This is a genomic window from Streptomyces sp. NPDC044921 (assembly GCF_056432865.1).
The window spans coordinates 1-17,230 of sequence record NZ_JBWKIF010000005.1; the positions used below are offsets into that span (position 1 = coordinate 1).

The window sequence follows — 17,230 nt, forward strand, 5'->3', positions numbered from 1 at the left end:
CGCTTCCACCGCACCCTGCTCGACGAATGGGCCTACCAGCGGCCCTACACCTCAGACTCCGAACGCCAGGCAGCGTTTCCCGACTGGCTGGACTGATACAACTACCACCGACCCCACACCGGCATCAGCGGCCACACCCCAGCCAGCCGCGTCACCAACCTGTCCGGACAGCACACCTAGCCGGCCGGTCTCAGTCCGGCGGGGTGGCCTCGGGCCAGGCCGTGGGGTCGCCCCGCAGCCAGTGGGAAGCGACCGTCTCGGCGGCCCGCCGGCCACCGCGCTGCTTGATCAGCCCTTCTTTGGCGGCGCCCCTGATCAGTACGGTGCTTTCGCCGTCGTCGGCCGCGGTGACGGTGAGCGTGACGACGGCGGGGTTGAGTCCGCCGAGGCCCGTGCCCATCACTCCGCGGAGAGCGTGCCCCCGGGCACGGCGACGGTGACGAGCGGCCGGCCGCAGCTCTCCAGAACCCGCCACGCCAGCGCCGTCGCCGCCTGCGGCGCCAGCCCCGTGCCGAGACGGATCTCCAGGACGTCCTTCTTCAGCCGCCGGGCCACGAAGCGGGCTCCGCCTCCCCCGGCCCCCGCGAGGGCGCCCAGGTGCTCGGTGAGTGTCACGTCTTCGTCGGGCAGCTGCATGCCGTGAGCGTAGCGGCGTGCCGGAGACTGGACGGGTGATCCGCAGCGACCTTCTCGAACAGTTGCCCGTGCGTTCCGCCCTGCGTGCCCTGCGTACCGCTCTCGACGACCGCGGTGCCGCTGTCCTCGTCGCGCCGCCCGGCACCGGCAAGACGACCCTGGTGCCGCTCGCGCTGGCGGGACTGCTCGGGGAAGGACCGCGGCGGCGGGTGGTCGTGGCCGAGCCGCGGCGGATCGCGGCCCGGGCGGCGGCGCGGCGGATGGCCTGGCTGCTGGGTGAGCGGGTCGGCGGGAGCGTCGGCTACACCGTCCGCGGGGAGCGGGTCGTCGGGCCGCACGCGCGCGTGGAGGTCGTGACGACCGGTGTGCTGCTCCAGCGGCTGCAACGCGACCAGGAGCTGGCGGGCGTGGACGTGGTGGTGCTCGACGAGTGCCATGAGCGGCACCTGGACGCGGACACCGTGGCGGCGTTCCTGTGGGACGTGCGCGAGACCCTGCGGCCGGAGCTGCGCCTCGTGGCCGCGTCGGCGACGACCGACGCCCAGGGGTGGGCCGAGTTGCTGGGCGGCGCGCCGGTGGTCGAGGCGCGCGGGGCGGCTCACCCGGTCGAGGTGGTGTGGGTGCCGCCGGCGCGCCCGGTACGGCCGCCGCACGGGACGCGGGTCGATCCGGCGCTGCTGGCGCACGTGGCGTCGGTGGTGCGGCGGGCGCTGGCCGAGCGGGAGGGGGACGTGCTGTGTTTCCTGCCGGGCGCCGGGGAGATCGCCCGGGTCGCCGGGCTGCTCGGGGAGCCGGCCGGGGTGGATGTGCTCCAGGTGCACGGGCGGGCGCCGGCGGCCGTGCAGGACGCCGTGCTGGCCCCCGGCGGGCGGCGGCGGGTGGTGCTGTCGACGTCGGTCGCGGAGTCGTCGCTGACGGTGCCGGGAGTGCGGGTGGTCGTGGACTCGGGACTGGCGCGCGAGCCGCGGGTGGACCACGCACGCGGGCTGAGCGCGCTGACGACCGTACGGGCGTCGCGGGCGGCCGCGCGGCAGCGGGCGGGACGGGCCGGACGCGAGGCACCGGGGGTCGTGTACCGGTGCTGGGCGGAGGCCGAGGACGCACGCCTGCCGCGGTATCCGTCGCCGGAGATCAAGGTGGCCGACCTGACGGCGTTCGCGTTGCAGGTGGCGTGCTGGGGCGATCCGGACGCGTCCGGGCTGGCGCTGCTGGACGCGCCGCCCGCCGGGGGCATGGCGGCGGCCCGTGAGGTGCTGGAGGCCGTGGGGGCGGTCGACTCCGCCGGGCGGGCCACCGGGCGGGGTGTCGCGCTGGCCCGGCTGGGACTGCATCCGCGGTTGGGGCGGGCTCTGGTGGACTCCGTGCCGCTGGTCGGGGCCGAGCGGGCCGCGGAGGTGGTCGCCCTGCTGAGCGAGGAGGCGCCGCGGGAGTACGGGGACGATCTCGCGGGCGCGTTGCGGCGGGCCCGGCGTGGGGGTGACGCCTACGCGCAGCGCTGGCGCCGTGAGGTTCGGCGGTTGCGGGGTGTCGTGCCCGGCGGTGCCTTCCCCGCCCGGGCTGACGGTCCGCCCGCTGCCCGGGCCTGGGCGGACTCCCCGGAGGAGCGGCAGGCCGGGGTCGTCGCCGCGCTCGCCTTTCCCGAGCGTGTCGCCCGGAGTGACGGCGGGTCGTACCTGATGGTCTCCGGGACCCGTGCCGAGGCCGGTGACGGGAGCGCGCTGCGGGGCGCCGCCTGGATCGCCGTCGCCGTCGCCGACCGGCCCGTCGGGAAGGGGCACGCGCGCGTGCGGCTCGGGGCCGTGGTCGACGAGGACGTGGCGCGGCTCGCGGCGGGGGCTCTGCTGACCGGGCGGGACGAGGTCGGGTGGGACGGCGGGGACGTCGTGGCGCGGCGGGTGGAGCGGCTGGGGGCCGTGGAGCTGACCGTGCGGGCGCTGCGGGACGCCGATCCGGGGCTGGTGCGCGCCGCGCTGCTGGACGGACTGCGGCGGGAGGGGTTCGGGCTGCTGCGGTGGTCGCCGGAGGCGCTGGTGCTGCGGCAGCGGCTGGCGTTCGTGCGCCTGCGTCTCGGCGAGCCCTGGCCGGACGTCTCCGACGATTCCCTCCACGCGCGCGTGGAGGAGTGGCTGGAGCCGGAGCTGAGCCGGGCCCGGGGGCGGGCGGACCTGGCGCGGATCGACGCCGGGGAGGCGCTCGCCCGGCTGCTGCCGTGGGCGTCCGGCGAGGCCGGGCGGCTCGACGAGCTCGCGCCGGAGCGGATGACCGTACCGAGCGGGTCGCGGATCCGGATCGACTACACGCGTCCCGAGCAGCCCGTGCTCGCGGTGAAGCTGCAGGAGATGTTCGGCCTCCAGGAGTCGCCCCGGGTGGCCGGTGTGCCGCTGCTCGTCCATCTGCTGAGCCCGGCCGGGCGGCCGGCGGCCGTCACCGCCGACCTCGCCTCGTTCTGGCGGGACGGCTACCGGAGCGTGCGCGCCGAACTGCGCGGGCGGTACCCGAAGCACCCCTGGCCCGAGGACCCGGCCGGGGCCGAGCCGACGCGGCACACCAACGCGCGGCTCAGGCGGTGACCGGCGACGGGTCCCCGGCCCGCGCGGCGGCGGCCCCTGGCCGGCGGCGGCCGCGGGCCTCCAGGAACAGCGCGAGGGCCAGCAGGAGGACGCCGAGGGCCAGGGAGCCCCAGGGCAGCCAGGCGGTCAGCAGCAGGACGAACAGCCGCTGTGACTTCACCAGGTCGACCGTGTGCGCGGTGTAGTCCTCACGCATCTTGACGTGCCCGGCGAACGCGGTGACCTTGTCGCGCTCGCCGAGGAGGGTACCGCCGCGCAGTTCCTCCCGGTGGATCTCCTCGCCGTGGACGGGGGCTCCGGTGAGGGGTTCGACCCAGAACCTGCGGACCGTGGTGTACCAGCGGGTCGTGCCGGTTGCCGCGACCGCCTCGCGGGTGAGGCCCTCGACGGGCAGGGTCTTCGGGATCGGCACCCTCGTCCACGGGATGGTCTGCTCGAAGTAGTAGACCTCCAGGCCCCGGAAGTCCCGGGTGCCCTTGTAGTGGATGGGGGCGGTGACGCGGGCCTGGGCGTCGAAGTACGCGTAGTCCCGTTTCTCCGTGAGGAAGGGCCACTTGAACTCGATGCCCTCGCGGCGCACCGGGTCGCCGTCGACCATCTCGCCGGTGGCGTGGACGGGCTCCTGGGTGTGGGCGTCGAAGACGTAGCGCTCGGGGATCTTCGAGACCATGGCGCCGTCGGGACCGACGACGTAGGTCAGGCCGTCCCAGACGACCACGTCCCGGCCGGCGGACTCCTCGATCCGCTCGGAGGCCTCCACGTCGCCCCGGAGGGTCTGTACGACGGTGACCTTCGGGACCTTTTCCGCCCGCATCGTGCCGTAGTCGAGGAGGGTGGCGTTCCGCGCCTCCAGGACCATGTCCTGGTAGTGGTTCGCCGGGACCTTGGCCAGGCGCGGGAAGGCGTACCAGCGCAGCAGCGGGGACAGGGCCGCGAAGAACACGGCGAGGGCGAGCAGGACCAGGCCGGCCTTGCGGCGCATCTCGGCCTCCCTCCCGGGCGGGGGGTCAGGGGTGTGCGGGCACCGTCGTCAGCAAGGGCTTCGGGGACGTGCCGCCGGAGGGCTGGCCGAGGGCGGTCAGCGTCAGGACCACGGTGAACGCGGCGGCGAGACCGATGGCGGCGGCGATGAGGGCGCGCATACGGGGCCTCCCCACGGACGGAGCTGATACACCGTCAGGTTTTTCGGCACCGTAGCAACGCGCGGCGGAGATGAGAACACGTCGTACGCACCACGACGTCCGCGCCCGCGCCGTCCGTGCCCACGACGGACGGCGCCCTCTTGCAGCACGACGGACGGCGCCCCCCGTAAGGAGGGGCGCCGTCCGTCGTGCCTGAGCGTTGCGCGCGCTACGCGCTCGGGTCGGCCGAAGGGCTCGGCGAGGACGTCTCGGCGGCCGCCACGGTCAGTTCGACGGTGAGGGTCGCCCCGCCCGCGGTGGTGACGCGCAGCAGGAACGTGCCGGCCGTGTCGTCGGCGTACAGCTTCGGCAGCGTCAGCAGGCCCTTCGCGTCGGTCTTCAGGCCCGTCAGGGTGCGCACGGGCTTGCCGGCCTCGTCCTTGAAGTAGGGGCCCTTGTCGTTGGCGGTGGGATCGGCGGCCGACGTGATCAGGGTGGCCGTGGCCGCGACACCGTCGGCGACGGCACCCTGGTACGTCGCCTTGACCTGGACCGGGGTGGCGAACTCGCCGCCCGGGACGCAGGTCAGCGCGGCGTCACCGGTTCGGGTGAGCTTGTCGGCGGCGCGCTCGGTGACCGTCGCCGTGTAGTCGAGGCCCGGGACCGTCCGGCCCACGACCGTGGCCCGGATCGTGACGGCGCCGGTCTTCTCCCCCGCCTGCAGGGCCGGGGCGACGGCCACGCCGGAGCTGTTGGTGGCGACCGTGGCCACGCTCTCGCCGCCGGTGAAGGTGGTGTCCGTGTCGCCGAGGATCGTGAAGCGGATGCGCACCTTGGCGACGGCCTTGCCGGCCTTCGTCTCGGCACGGGTGCTGATGCGCTGTGCGAAGACGTCGCCGGCCATGGCCGTGAGCTTCGCCGCTCCCGCGTTCTCCAGGTGGTCCACCGTGTCGGTGGGCGTGGGGGACGTGGAGGGCGGCGGGGTCGGCGAACTGGGCGGGGTGGTGGGCGGCTTGGGGGTCTCGGTGCCGCCGCCGGGCTTCGTCGGCGGGGATCCGGGCTTCGGCTTGGAGGCGCCCTGGCCGGGCGTGCTCGGCGTGGACGGCGTGGACGGCGTGGACGGGTCGGGGCTCGTGCCGGAGCCGCCGTCGCTGCGGTCGCCGGGCAGCGTGCCCGTGCCGTCCGGGACCTCGTGCGTGCCCTTGCGGTAGTACTCCAGCCACCTCATGACGAGGTTCAGGTACTCGCGGGAGTTGTTGTAGCTGAGGATCGCCTTGTCGAGTTCGTCCTGGTCGGACAGGTCCCAGTTGTTGCGGCAGAGGTAGTGACCGGCGGCGAGGGCGGCGTCGTAGATGTTGTTGGGGTCCTTCTTGCCGTCGGCGTTGCCGTCGCGGCCCGCCCACGCCCAGGTCGACGGGATGAACTGCATGGGGCCGACGGCCTGGTCGTACGTGCTGTTGCCGTCGTGGGCGCCGTTGTCGGTGTCCTTGATGAGGGCGAAGCCGTTGCCGTCGAGCTGCGGGCCGAGGATCTTCGAGATCGTGGTGCCCTCGGCGTCGACGCGTCCACCGCGGGCGTGGCCCGACTCCACCCGGCCGATGGCCGCGAGGAGTTGCCAGGGAAGGTTGCAGCCCGGCTTGGACTCGCGCAGGGAGGCCTCGGCCTTCTTGTAGGCGTCGAGGACGGTCGCGGGGATGCCCGCCTCGCTCTCGCCCTGACCGCTCGCGGACGGCCCGGTGGACGGGGACGGGTTGGGGCTCTTCAGCGGCGGCAGGTCCGTGTAGTACGGCGAGTTGCCGGTGGCGCTGCCGTCGGAGGCGCTCACGTCGGGCGACGGGGTGGCGTCGGCGGCGGTCTGTCTGCCGTGGTCGTTCACGCCCGGAGCCTGGGAGGCGGACAAGGCCGCGACCGCTACCGCGGCCACGGCGGTCGTCGCCGCCCCTTTGCGCAGCCTCCTGCCGAATTGCGCCGCCATAGAGTGAACCCCTCCCGTGGACGCCCGAGCGCCCGTCTCTGTCTGTCGCGCTCTGTGATGCGTTCGCGTACTGCTGTTGCGTTCGCTCTGTTGTGACGATCGACCGGCCCGAGTGGTTGCCCTCCGGAAGACATCTCTCCGCTCCGGCACGGTGACCCTGGCGACCCTACGACAACTTTGCTGGCCCAGACACCCGTTCGTGCCCGTTTTCACCGGTCGGCCATGTGGACGGCACCGCCCGGTACCGGCGTGCGGCGTCCCGCATACTGGGGCCCTGCGATCCCCCTGACAACGACCGTCGCGAGGAGCCGAGTTGCCGTTCACGCTGAGCCATGCGGCAGCCGTCCTGCCCGGCGTGCGCACCGACGGGAGCGGCCGGGGCCGGCTGGTGCCCGCGGTGCTGGTGGCGGGTTCCTTCGCGCCCGACTTGACCTATTACGCGGCGAGTGTGCTGCCCGGGGCGATGGAGTTCGGGGAGTTCACGCACTCGTTCACCGGTGTGGTCACGGTCGACGTGCTGGTCGCCTGGGTGCTGGTGGGCCTGTGGCTGCTCGTGCGCGAGCCGTTGGTGGCGCTGCTGCCGCGCGCCCGGCAGGGACGGGTGGCCGCGCTGGTGCGGTGCGGGGCGCCCCGCGCGCGCGTACGGCCCTCGCTGGTGGCGTGGTGGTACGGGTCCGCGGTGCTCGGGGCGCTGACGCACGTCGTGTGGGACGCGTTCACGCACCTCGCCGGGTGGGGGACACGGATGTTCCCGGTGCTGGGGCGGGAGGTGGCGGGATCGCCGCTGTACTGGTAGCTGCAGTACGGCGGTTCCGTGGTGGCCGCTGCCGTGATCGCCGTGTTCGCAGCGCGGGCGCTGCGGCGGATGCCCGGGGGCGAGCCGGTGGGGGTTCCGGTGCTGTCGGTCCGGGACCGCTGGGCGGCCGCGGCGGTGATCGGCGGGTTCGCGTCGGTGGGGGCGGTTCAGCGGACCGTGCGGTGGTGGTCCTACTGGGGATCGGCGGCGAAGCCGTGGGAGATCATCCCGACGGTGTGCTTCGGCGCGGGCGCGGGGCTCGTCCCGGCGGTGCTGCTGTGTGGCGTGGCGGTCAGGGCGTGGCGTCCGGTTCCGGGCCCCGGTGCTCCGGGACGCGTCGGTGGGGAACCGCGCCGTTCGGCGGTTCGCTGAGAGGGCCGGGGCGGTGCCCGGCGCGTCCGTGGGGGCGGTGCGCGTGCGGGCGGTAACTGTAGGCGGGCCCGGTGTCGGCCGAGGGCGGTGCCGGTGTGGAGTACGGCGTCGGCAGGGACGGTCAGACGGTCAGACGGTCAGACGGTCAGACGGTCAGGGGTAACGGTCGTCGGCGCCGACCGGATCGGTCAGCCCGCGCCGGACATCGGCCAGACACCGCCGGAGGGTCGTCGTCGCGTGACGCAGGGCCAGGGGCTTGCGGCCAGGCGCCAGGCGCCGCCGGACACCGGCCGCCGCACGGCTCAGGGCAGCGGGCTTCCGGCTGTGGGCCGGGCTGAGGCGTAGCCGGAGGCGCACCGCGCTGCGGCCCAGAACCGTGGCCGTGATGGGACCGGCCGGGACGCGCGCGGTGCGGGCGTCGACCGCGACGGCCGGGACCCGGGGCAGCACCGCCCGGAGGACCGGCGCCACGACCGCACGCACCGGCGCCACCCCCACGCGGACCGGTGGGAGCGCCGCCCGAGCCGGTGAGGGCGCCAGGTCGGCCGGTGGGAGCGTCGCGCGGGCCGGTGGGAGCGTCGCGCCGGCCGGTGGGGGCGCCGCGCGGAGCAGCGAGAAGAGCGTCACGCGGAACGCCGGCCGCGGTGTCACGCCTGGGGCCGTGCGGCTGATGAGCGTGCGTATACCCATGCCCGCATCCTTGCCACGACCGGGAGGCAGGGCGCTTTCTCGGCGGCCACGCGAGTGACAGGTGGATGAGGGACTGGGGGGTGGGGCTTCCGAGAGGGGTGCCCGGAGCATCGAGGACCTGCCGTGTCCCGGCCGGCCCTCGATGCCTCGGAACGGTCCCTAGTGTGCCGCCGACTCCCAGTCCGGTCCCGCGCCCACCGAGACGCCCAGGGGGACACGGAGCTGGACCGCGTTCGCCATCTCGCGGCGGACCAGTTCCTCCGCGGCCGGCCGCTCCCCGGGAGCGATCTCAAGGACGATTTCGTCGTGGACCTGGAGGAGCATGCGGGAGGACAGGCCCGCCTCGCGCAGGGCGTCGTCGACCTTGAGCATGGCGATCTTGACGATGTCGGCCGCCGTGCCCTGGATGGGCGCGTTCAGGGCCATCCGCTCGGCGGCCTCGCGGCGCTGGCGGTTGTCGCTGTTGAGGTCGGGCAGGTAGCGCCGACGTCCGAAGAGCGTCGCTGTGTAACCCGTCGCCCGGGCCTCGTCGACCGCCCGGCGCAGGTAGTCCCGCACGCCGCCGAACCGCTCGAAGTACGCGTCCATCAGAGCGCGTGCCTCCGCCGCCTCGATGTTCAGCTGCTGGGAGAGGCCGAAGGCGGACAGTCCGTAGGCCAGGCCGTACGACATGGCCTTGATCTTGCGGCGCATCTCGGCGTCCACCGCGTCCGGCTCGACCGCGAAGACCTGGGAGGCGGCCGTGGTGTGCAGGTCCTCGCCGGAGGTGAAGGCCTCGATCAGGCCCTCGTCCTCGGAGAGGTGGGCCATGACGCGCAGCTCGATCTGGCTGTAGTCGGCCGTCATCAGCGACTCGAAGCCCTCGCCGACGACGAAGCCGCGGCGGATCGCGCGGCCCTCGTCCGTGCGGACCGGGATGTTCTGCAGGTTCGGGTCCGTCGACGAGAGGCGGCCGGTGGCGGCGACCGTCTGGTTGAACGTCGTGTGGATCCGGCCGTCCGCGGCGATCGTCTTGATCAGGCCCTCGACGGTGACCCGCAGCTTGGCCTGCTCGCGGTGGCGGAGCATGATCACCGGCAGTTCGTTGTCCGTCTGGCCGGCCAGCCAGGCCAGTGCGTCCGCGTCCGTGGTGTAGCCGGTCTTGGTGCGCTTGGTCTTGGGCAGGGCGAGCTCGCCGAAGAGGACTTCCTGGAGCTGCTTGGGCGAGCCCAGGTTGAACTCGTGGCCGGCCGCCGCGTGGGCTTCCTTCACCGCCTGCTGGACGGCGCCGGCGAACATCTGCTCCATGGCCTCGAGGTGGGGCCGGTCGGCCGCGATGCCGTGCCGCTCCATGCGGGCCAGCAGCGCGGACGTGGGCAGCTCCATGTCGCGCAGCAGGTCGGCGGCGCCGACCTCCTCCAGACGGCTTTCGAAGGTCTGGCCCAGGTCGAGGACGGCACGCGCCTGGATCATCAGGGCCTCCGCCTCGGCGCCCTCGTCCGCGCCGAAGGCGAGCTGGCCGTCGGCCGCGGCCGCGGGGGCGAGCTCGCGGTGCAGGTACTCCAGGGACAGCGCGTCCAGGTCGAAGGAGCGGCGGCCCGGCTTGACCAGGTAGGCGGCGAGCGCGGTGTCCATGGTGACGCCCTCGACGCTCCAGCCGTGCTCCGCGAAGACGCGCATGGCGCCCTTGGCGTTGTGGAAGATCTTGGGCCGGGCGGCGTCGGCGAGCCAGGCCGCGAAAGCCGTCTCGTCGGCCTCGTCCAGCTGGGAGGGGTCGAACCAGGCGGCCGGTCCGCCGGGCGCGGCCAGGGCGACCTCGGCGACCGAGCCCGCACCGAGCGCCCAGGTGTCGACCGTGGCGACGCCCAGGGGTCCGGTGGCGTGCTCGGTGAGCCAGGCGGTGAGCTCGCCGGTGCCGAGCACCGTGCCGTCCAGTTCCACGCCTTCGGCGCTGATCGGGGTGGTCTCCGCCTCCTCGGCGCCCGGGTCGACGGCGAAGAGCCGCTCGCGCAACGAGGGGTTGCGGATCTCCAGGGTGTCCAGGACCATCGCGACGGCCTTGCGGTCGTACGGGACGCGCGCGAGTTCGGTGACGCCCTTGGGGAGCTCGACCCGGCGCTCCAGCTCGGTGAGGCGGCGGTTGAGCTTGACGGCTTCCAGGTGGTCGCGGAGGTTCTGCCCCGCCTTGCCCTTGACCTCGTCGACGCGCTCGACGAGCTCGGCGAAGGAACCGAACTGGTTGATCCACTTCGCGGCGGTCTTCTCGCCGACGCCGGGGATGCCGGGGAGGTTGTCGGAGGGGTCACCGCGCAGGGCCGCGAAGTCGGGGTACTGCGCGGGCGTCAACCCGTACTTCTCGAATACCTTCTCCGGGGTGAAGCGGGTCAGCTCGGAGACGCCCTTGGTCGGGTACAGCACCGTGGTGTGCTCGCTGACCAGCTGGAACGAGTCCCGGTCGCCGGTGACGATCAGCACCTCGAAGCCCTCGGCCTCGGCCTGCGTGGCGAGCGTGGCGATGACGTCGTCCGCCTCGAAGCCGTCCACGGCGAAGCGGGCGGCGCCCATCGCGTCGAGCAGCTCGCAGATCAGCTCGACCTGGCCTTTGAACTCGTCCGGGGTCTTGGAGCGGTTCGCCTTGTACTCCGTGAACTCCTGGGAGCGCCAGGTCTTGCGGGAGACGTCGAAGGCGACCGCGAAGTGCGTGGGCGCCTCGTCGCGCAGCGTGTTGGCGAGCATCGACGCGAAGCCGTAGATCGCGTTCGTCGGCTGGCCCGTCGCGGTGGTGAAGTTCTCCGCGGGCAGCGCGAAGAACGCGCGGTAGGCCAGCGAGTGCCCGTCCATGAGCATCAGCCGCGGGCGGCTGCCGCCGGAGGTCGTGTCGGTCGTCTTCGATGCTGTCTCTGCCACGCCCCCGATCCTGCCACGCCCCACTGACACTCGGCCCCGCCCCGGTGCGTGCCGGGCCGGGCGGGGTGGCGGCGGGAGGTCTACGGGGCGGGCAGGACTCCGGACCGGGCCCCGATGACGACGGGCGCCGGCGGGAGCGGGTCCCGGGCCGGCCCGGGTGACGGCAGGATGCCCTGCAACGGCGTGGCTCCGGACCGGGCGGACGACGCCAGAGGCCCGGCGGAGCCGCCCGAGGCGAGGCCCTGGCCCTGCCGGGTGACAGCACAAGCCGACGCAGAGCCGGACCCCAGCACAGCACAAAGTGGTACGAATCCGACACAGAGCCCGGACCCCGCACCAGGCCAGCCGACAGCACAGGGCCACTCCCGGGGCGGAGTTCCGGGGCCGGGGCGGCCTCACCCGATGTCACGACCGCGTGCGAGGATCGGAGACGTACCTCACAGCGCAGTCGAAGGGGAGCGTGCGATGGCGTCGAAGCCGCCCAAGAGTGATCCGGTCCAGGACGCGCCGCGGGTCGCCGGGCCGAAGCACGCGGCTGCGGGCCTCCCGGCGATCGGGCACACCCTGCGCGCCGCCCAGCGGCAGATGGGGGTCAGGCGCACGGCGCTGACGCTGCTGAGCGTGAACCAGAAGGACGGCTTCGACTGCCCGGGCTGCGCCTGGCCGGAGCCGGAGCACCGGCACAAGGCCGAGTTCTGCGAGAACGGCGCGAAGGCGGTGGCGGAGGAGGCCACGCTGCGCCGGGTCACGCCCGAGTTCTTCGCCGCGCACCCGGTCGCCGACCTGGCCGGCCGCAGCGGCTACTGGCTCGGTCAGCAGGGCCGCCTCACCCACCCCGTGTACCTCCCGGAGGGCGGCACGCACTACGAGCCGGTCACCTGGGAGCGCGCCTTCGACATCGTCGCGGAGGAGATCGCCGCGCTCGGCTCCCCGGACGAGGCGGTCTTCTACACCTCCGGCCGCACCAGCAACGAGGCCGCGTTCCTCTACCAGCTCTTCGCCCGCGAGCTGGGCACGAACAACCTCCCGGACTGCTCGAACATGTGCCACGAGTCGTCCGGCTCGGCCCTGTCGGAGACGATCGGCATCGGCAAGGGCAGCGTCCTGCTGGAGGACCTGTACCGGGCGGACCTGATCATCGTCGCCGGCCAGAATCCCGGCACGAACCACCCGCGCATGCTCTCCGCCCTGGAGAAGGCCAAGGCCAACGGGGCGCGGATCATCAGCGTCAACCCGCTGCCCGAGGCGGGCCTGGAGCGCTTCAGGAACCCGCAGACCCCGCAGGGCATGCTCCGGGGCGCCGCGCTCACGGACCTGTTCCTGCAGATCCGCATCGGCGGCGACCAGGCGCTGTTCCGCCTGCTGAACAAGCTGATCCTGGAGCGCGAGGGCGCGGTCGACGAGGCGTTCGTGCGGGAGCACACGCACGGTTTCGAGGAGTTCGCCGAGGCAGCCCGCGCCGCCGACTGGGACGAGACGCTCACGGCGACCGGGCTGACCCGGGAGGACATCGAGAAGGCCCTGTCCCTGGTCCTCGCCTCCGAGCGGACGATCGTCTGCTGGGCGATGGGCCTGACCCAGCACAAGCACTCGGTGCCCACGATCCGCGAGATCGTCAACTTCCTCCTGCTGCGCGGCAACATCGGCCGCCCGGGCGCGGGCGTGTGCCCGGTGCGCGGACACTCGAACGTGCAGGGCGACCGCACGATGGGCATCTTCGAGCGGCCCGCGCCGGCCTTCCTGGACGCCCTGGAGCGGGAGTTCGGCTTCGCACCGCCGCGCGAGCACGGCTACGACGTCGTACGGGCGATCCGCGCGCTGCGCGACGGCGAGGCGAAGGTCTTCTTCGCGATGGGCGGCAACTTCGTCTCGGCGTCGCCCGACACGGAGGTCACCGAGGCGGCCATGCGGCGGGCCCGGCTGACCGTGCACGTGTCGACGAAGCTGAACCGCTCGCACGTGGTCACCGGCGCCCGGGCCCTGATCCTGCCGACGCTCGGCCGCACCGAGCGCGATGTGCGGGACGGCGGCGAGCAGTTCGTGACGGTGGAGGACTCGATGGGCATGGTGCACGCCTCCCGGGGCCGCCTGGAACCCGCGAGCCCGCACCTGCTGTCGGAGCCGGCCATCGTGTGCCGCCTGGCCCGCCGGGTGCTGGGCGGGAACAGCCGGACGCCGTGGGAGGAGTTCGAGAAGGACTATGCGACGATCCGGGACCGCATCGCGCGGGTGATCCCCGGCTTCGAGGACTTCAACGCGCGCGTGGAGCGCCCCGGCGGTTTCGCGCTCCCCCACGCGCCGCGCGACGAGCGCCGCTTCCCGACGGCCACCGGCAAGGCCAACTTCACCGCCGCGCCCGTCGAGTACCCGAAGCTGCCCGAGGGCCGCCTGCTGCTGCAGACGCTGCGCTCGCACGACCAGTACAACACCACGGTCTACGGCCTGGACGACCGCTACCGGGGCATCCGGGGCGGCCGCCGGGTGGTGCTGGTCAACCCCGAGGACGCGCGGGCCCTGAAGCTGGCGGACGGGTCGTACGCGGACCTGGTGAGCGAGTGGAAGGACGGTGTGGAGCGCAGGGCGCCCGGTTTCCGGGTCGTGCACTACCCGACGGCCCGGGGCTGTGCCGCCGCCTATTACCCGGAGACCAACGTGCTGGTGCCGCTGGACGCCACCGCGGACACCAGCAACACCCCGGCCAGCAAGTCGGTCGTGGTGCGTCTGGAACAATCGGCGACCGACTGAGCGTTCGCTCAGGCACAGGAAGCCGCAGCGACCAGGACGATCGGAGCCGGGCCCCATGGGTGAGCAGCAGCACGTGAAGTTCCCGCAAGAGGTCATCGACGAGTACGCCGCGCTCGGCGTGGACCTCCCGGCCCTGTTCTCCGCGGGCCACCTCGGCATCCGGATGGGTGTCCAGATCCTCGAGGCCTCGGCGGAGCGGGTCGTCGGGACGATGCCGGTGGAGGGCAACACCCAGCCCTACGGGCTGCTGCACGGCGGGGCCTCCGCGGTGCTCGCCGAGACGCTCGGCTCGGTCGGCTCGATGCTGCACGGCGGCAGCTCCAAGATCGCCGTGGGTGTCGACCTGAACTGCACGCACCACCGCGGCGCCCGCTCCGGGCTGGTCACCGGCGTGGCCACGCCCGTGCACCGGGGCCGTACGACCGCCACCTACGAGATCGTGATCACGGACGAGGACGACAAGCGGGTGTGCACGGCCCGGCTGACCTGCATGCTGCGCGACGTGCGGCCGGGCGACGAGGAGCTCATCCGCTCCGCGCGCTGACCGGCATAGGGAAAACCCTGGAAGGGCGGCCGGGCCCTTGCCGCGGCCGCCGCCGGGCGCTTCACTGACGCTCCCCCCACAGGAGAAGACCCGTCCCACCCCCAGAAGGGTTTCTCTTGACCTCCGTACGTGCCCTCGCCGTCACCGCCGCGGCCGGCGCCGCCGTGCTCGCCACCGCGCTGCCGTCCTCCGCCATCAACTCCTACAACGCCACGCCCGCCCCCGAGCGCACCGAGGTGGGCGCCCTCGTGGCCACCTGGGACGACGACGGCGACCCCGCGACCCCCGACCGGGTCGACTGGGTCTGCTCCGGCACCATGATCGACCGGGACACCTTCCTGACCGCCGCGCACTGCACCACCGACTGGCCCGACAACGTGCGCTTCCACGTCTCCCTCGACCAGGACGTGCAGGCCGGGCTCGACGCGGCGGCGAAGAAGTACCCCGGCGACCCCGCCGCGCAGGCCGCCGCCGTCGCCGTCCCGGGCACCGCCCACTCGCACCCGGACTACCCGGGGCCCGCCTCCGACACCCGCGACATCGCGGTGGTCCAGCTGTCCGCCGCCGCGGTCAAGGCCCGCTGGAGCTTCACCCCGGCCACCCTGCCCACCGCCAACCAGCTCGGCAGGCTCGGGCCCCAGGGCCTGAACGCCACCGACTGGGTCGTCGCCGGATACGGCACCCAGGAGGCCGTCAACGGCCCCGGCGGACAGACCCACCCCGGTGGCGGCGTCCGCATGAAGGCGCCCGTCACCTTCAACGCCCTCAACGACTCCTGGGCCCGCCTCGCGATGACCGCGCCACAGGGCAACGGGGGCGCCTGCTACGGCGATTCGGGCGGACCGAACTTCGCGACGCTCGACGGCAAGCGCGTCCTCGCGGCCACCACCATCACCGGCGACACCCCCTGCTACGCCACCAACGTGACGTACCGTCTGGACACCCCGGGCGCCCGCGCGTTCCTGGCGCCCTTCACCCAGCTGCCGTAACCCCGCACGGGCCGCACGGCACCACCGAACGCCCCGCCGCACCGGGTCCCGCCCCGGTCCGGCGGGGCGTTCGGCACACCCCTCCCGGCTCCCCCGGGGAGATGCCCGACTTCCCGGACGACGAAAAAAGCCCTTCTTCCACTCCCCCGGACGCCGCCCCGCCTTTTCTCCACGTAACGCTCCGTAACGCGCGCGCAATACGACACCGCGATTTCCTCTTCGGCCTTGTCCGCTCCGGAAACCTTTCCGATCTTCACCGTGCCGCCCGTGGCCCGGGCAGCGCATGATCTCAGCCACGGCCAAGCGGAAGTGCGCGTTCTCAGAATGCGGACTTCGGAGAAAATCCACCAAACCCGCCGAGAGGACCCGCCGCCGAGACCGGGCATCCACCCCGTCATAACAAGAAAGTCACAAGCGAGCCCGCACCACTGACCGTGCCCTTACCCCGGGCTTAGAGTCACGGCCAGTCACCGCTCCACATCGGGAGTTCGGTACCAGCGCGGCACTCACCCCCCGACCAGGGCGGGGCCTGCCTGTGAAAGGACTGATTGTGCGACAGCGTTCCTTGGTGATTCTTACCTCCGTTCTCACGACCGGAGCTCTGACTCTCACCGCCTGCGGCTCCCGAGACGACAGCGGTGACAAGGGCGGAGACAGCGGGAGCAGCACGACGCTGACCATCGGCGTCGACGCCCCCCTCTCCGGTGAGAACTCCACCACCGGCCTCGGCATCCAGTACGGCGCCCAGATAGCCGTCGACGACGCCAACAAGAACAACTGGGTCCCGGGCGTGAAGTTCAAGCTCAGGGCCCTGGACGACAAGGCGCAGCCCGCCACCGGCCAGTCCAACGCGACCAACATCGTCGGTGACAAGACCGCCGTCGGCGCCGTCGGCCCGCTGAACTCCGGCGTCGCCCAGACGATGCAGCAGGTCTTCGCCTCGGCCAACATGGTCCAGATCTCCCCGGCGAACACCAACCCGGAGCTGACCCAGGGCAAGAACTGGCAGACGGACAAGAAGCGCCCGTTCAAGACCTACTTCCGCACCGCCACCACCGACGAGCTGCAGGGCAGCTTCGCCGCCGGCTACGCGTTCAACGGCCTCAAGAAGAAGAAGGCCTTCGTCGTCGACGACAAGCAGACCTACGGCGCCGGCCTCGCGAAGATCTTCGCCGAGCAGTACAAGAAGCTCGGCGGCAAGGTCGTCGGCACCGACCACGTCAACACCGGCGACAAGGACTTCGGCTCCCTCGTCACCAAGATCAAGAACTCCGGCGCCGACCTGCTCTACTACGGCGGCCAGTACGACGAGTCCGCGCTGATCACCAAGCAGCTCAAGGACACCGGCGTCAAGATCCCGCTGTTCGGCGGCGACGGCATGTTCGCCTCCACCTACATCGAGGCCGCCGGCAAGTCCTCCGAGGGCGACCTCGCCACGGCGATCGGTGTCCCCGCCGACACCCTGCCCGCCGCCAAGCAGTTCATCCAGACGTACAAGGACAAGGGCTACAAGGGCGACTACGGCGCCTACGGCGCCTACGCCTACGACGCCACCACCGCCATCATCAAGGCCGTCAAGGCCGCGGCCGACGCCAACGGCGGCAAGGTGCCCAGCGACATCAACGACCTGCGCGCCAAGGTCGTCGAGGGTGTCCAGAAGTCCGACTTCGAAGGCCTCACCGGCAAGATCGCCTTCGACCAGTACGGCGACACCACCAACAAGCAGCTGACGGTGTACCAGGTCGAGAAGGGTGCCTGGAAGGCCGTGGAGACCGGCACCGCCGACCTCCAGTAGTCCGGCCCCCCAGTAGCCGTACCACGGGCCGCGCGGAGGACGACCCCGACCGCGCGGCCCGTTTTCACACCCCCACACAGCACACGACCACGCACGCATCCAGTGCACACG

The 17,230-nt window shown here is 72.8% G+C and carries 12 protein-coding genes and 2 pseudogenes; 7 read left to right on the plus strand and 7 right to left on the minus strand.

Annotated features, from left to right (window positions below):
* Nucleotides 1-180 (plus strand): annotated as a pseudogene (locus AC07DA_RS09360) (integrase core domain-containing protein); the annotation flags it as partial.
* 10 nt (nt 181-190) lie between these two features.
* Here AC07DA_RS09360 and AC07DA_RS09365 read toward each other — a convergent pair.
* On the minus strand, nt 191-400 hold the full coding sequence (locus tag AC07DA_RS09365; RefSeq protein WP_479126125.1) for a hypothetical protein: 210 nt from the start codon (nt 398-400) through the stop codon (nt 191-193).
* On the minus strand, nt 400-636 hold the full coding sequence (locus tag AC07DA_RS09370; protein WP_479126127.1) for a hypothetical protein: 237 nt from the start codon (nt 634-636) through the stop codon (nt 400-402). The genes AC07DA_RS09365 and AC07DA_RS09370 overlap by 1 nt, the downstream gene beginning before the upstream one ends.
* Before the next feature lie 35 nt (nt 637-671).
* On the opposite strand from AC07DA_RS09370, the gene hrpB reads away from it, so the two are divergent.
* Complete coding sequence (gene hrpB, locus AC07DA_RS09375) at nt 672-3,206, plus strand: ATP-dependent helicase HrpB (protein ID WP_479126707.1); 2,535 nt, start codon at nt 672-674, stop codon at nt 3,204-3,206.
* On the opposite strand, the gene pgfA is transcribed toward hrpB, so the two are convergent.
* The 3 genes from pgfA to AC07DA_RS09390 all read right to left on the minus strand — a co-directional run bounded on the left by pgfA (nt 3,196) and on the right by AC07DA_RS09390 (nt 6,302).
* Entirely contained in the window at nt 3,196-4,188 is a 993-nt protein-coding gene (gene pgfA / locus AC07DA_RS09380; protein WP_479126129.1) for a cell envelope lipid trafficking protein PgfA, read from the minus strand. The two genes, hrpB and pgfA, sit on opposite strands and share 11 nt — an antisense overlap.
* A gap of 25 nt (nt 4,189-4,213) precedes the next feature.
* Nucleotides 4,214-4,348 carry an SPW_0924 family protein gene (locus AC07DA_RS09385; RefSeq protein WP_479126131.1) on the minus strand — a complete coding sequence of 45 codons (135 nt, stop codon included), beginning with the start codon at nt 4,346-4,348 and terminating at the stop codon, nt 4,214-4,216.
* Between the two features lie 208 nt (nt 4,349-4,556).
* A complete protein-coding gene (locus AC07DA_RS09390; RefSeq protein ID WP_479126133.1) occupies nt 4,557-6,302 on the minus strand; it encodes a lytic transglycosylase domain-containing protein in 1,746 nt (581 codons plus the stop codon).
* A 313-nt stretch (nt 6,303-6,615) separates the two neighbouring features.
* Here AC07DA_RS09390 and AC07DA_RS09395 point away from each other — a divergent pair.
* Nucleotides 6,616-7,470: pseudogene (locus tag AC07DA_RS09395) on the plus strand (DUF4184 family protein).
* Between the two features lie 153 nt (nt 7,471-7,623).
* On the opposite strand, the gene AC07DA_RS09400 reads toward AC07DA_RS09395, so the two are convergent.
* Nucleotides 7,624-8,160, minus strand: coding sequence for a hypothetical protein (locus tag AC07DA_RS09400; RefSeq protein ID WP_479126135.1), 537 nt, complete (start codon nt 8,158-8,160; stop codon nt 7,624-7,626).
* 159 nt (nt 8,161-8,319) lie between these two features.
* Entirely contained in the window at nt 8,320-11,046 is a 2,727-nt protein-coding gene (polA, locus tag AC07DA_RS09405) for a DNA polymerase I (RefSeq protein WP_479126136.1), read from the minus strand.
* A 465-nt stretch (nt 11,047-11,511) separates the two neighbouring features.
* On the opposite strand from polA, the gene AC07DA_RS09410 reads away from it, so the two are divergent.
* The 4 genes from AC07DA_RS09410 to AC07DA_RS09425 all read left to right on the plus strand — a co-directional run bounded on the left by AC07DA_RS09410 (nt 11,512) and on the right by AC07DA_RS09425 (nt 17,119).
* Nucleotides 11,512-13,791 carry an FdhF/YdeP family oxidoreductase gene (locus tag AC07DA_RS09410; protein ID WP_479126138.1) on the plus strand — a complete coding sequence of 760 codons (2,280 nt, stop codon included), beginning with the start codon at nt 11,512-11,514 and terminating at the stop codon, nt 13,789-13,791.
* Nucleotides 13,792-13,846: 55 nt separating this feature from the next.
* Complete coding sequence (locus AC07DA_RS09415; protein WP_479126140.1) at nt 13,847-14,335, plus strand: PaaI family thioesterase; 489 nt, start codon at nt 13,847-13,849, stop codon at nt 14,333-14,335.
* A gap of 116 nt (nt 14,336-14,451) precedes the next feature.
* Nucleotides 14,452-15,324, plus strand: a complete 873-nt coding sequence (locus AC07DA_RS09420) for a trypsin-like serine protease (protein WP_479126141.1) — start codon at nt 14,452-14,454, stop codon at nt 15,322-15,324.
* Between the two features lie 565 nt (nt 15,325-15,889).
* Nucleotides 15,890-17,119 (plus strand): branched-chain amino acid ABC transporter substrate-binding protein, encoded by a 1,230-nt coding sequence (locus tag AC07DA_RS09425; protein WP_479126143.1) that lies wholly within the window; start codon nt 15,890-15,892, stop codon nt 17,117-17,119.
* The last annotated feature ends 111 nt before the right edge of the window (nt 17,120-17,230 follow it).

Bases quoted from the DNA above. Each gene is read 5' to 3' on its own strand.
- AC07DA_RS09400 (WP_479126135.1), bottom strand. From the start codon at position 8,160: ATGGGTATACGCACGCTCATCAGCCGCACGGCCCCAGGCGTGACACCG.
- AC07DA_RS09385 (WP_479126131.1), bottom strand. From the start codon at position 4,348: ATGCGCGCCCTCATCGCCGCCGCCATCGGTCTCGCCGCCGCGTTCACC.
- AC07DA_RS09370 (WP_479126127.1), bottom strand. From the start codon at position 636: ATGCAGCTGCCCGACGAAGACGTGACACTCACCGAGCACCTGGGCGCC.
- pgfA (WP_479126129.1), bottom strand. From the start codon at position 4,188: ATGCGCCGCAAGGCCGGCCTGGTCCTGCTCGCCCTCGCCGTGTTCTTC.
- AC07DA_RS09390 (WP_479126133.1), bottom strand. From the start codon at position 6,302: ATGGCGGCGCAATTCGGCAGGAGGCTGCGCAAAGGGGCGGCGACGACC.
- AC07DA_RS09410 (WP_479126138.1), top strand. From the start codon at position 11,512: ATGGCGTCGAAGCCGCCCAAGAGTGATCCGGTCCAGGACGCGCCGCGG.
- AC07DA_RS09415 (WP_479126140.1), top strand. From the start codon at position 13,847: ATGGGTGAGCAGCAGCACGTGAAGTTCCCGCAAGAGGTCATCGACGAG.
- AC07DA_RS09365 (WP_479126125.1), bottom strand. From the start codon at position 400: ATGGGCACGGGCCTCGGCGGACTCAACCCCGCCGTCGTCACGCTCACC.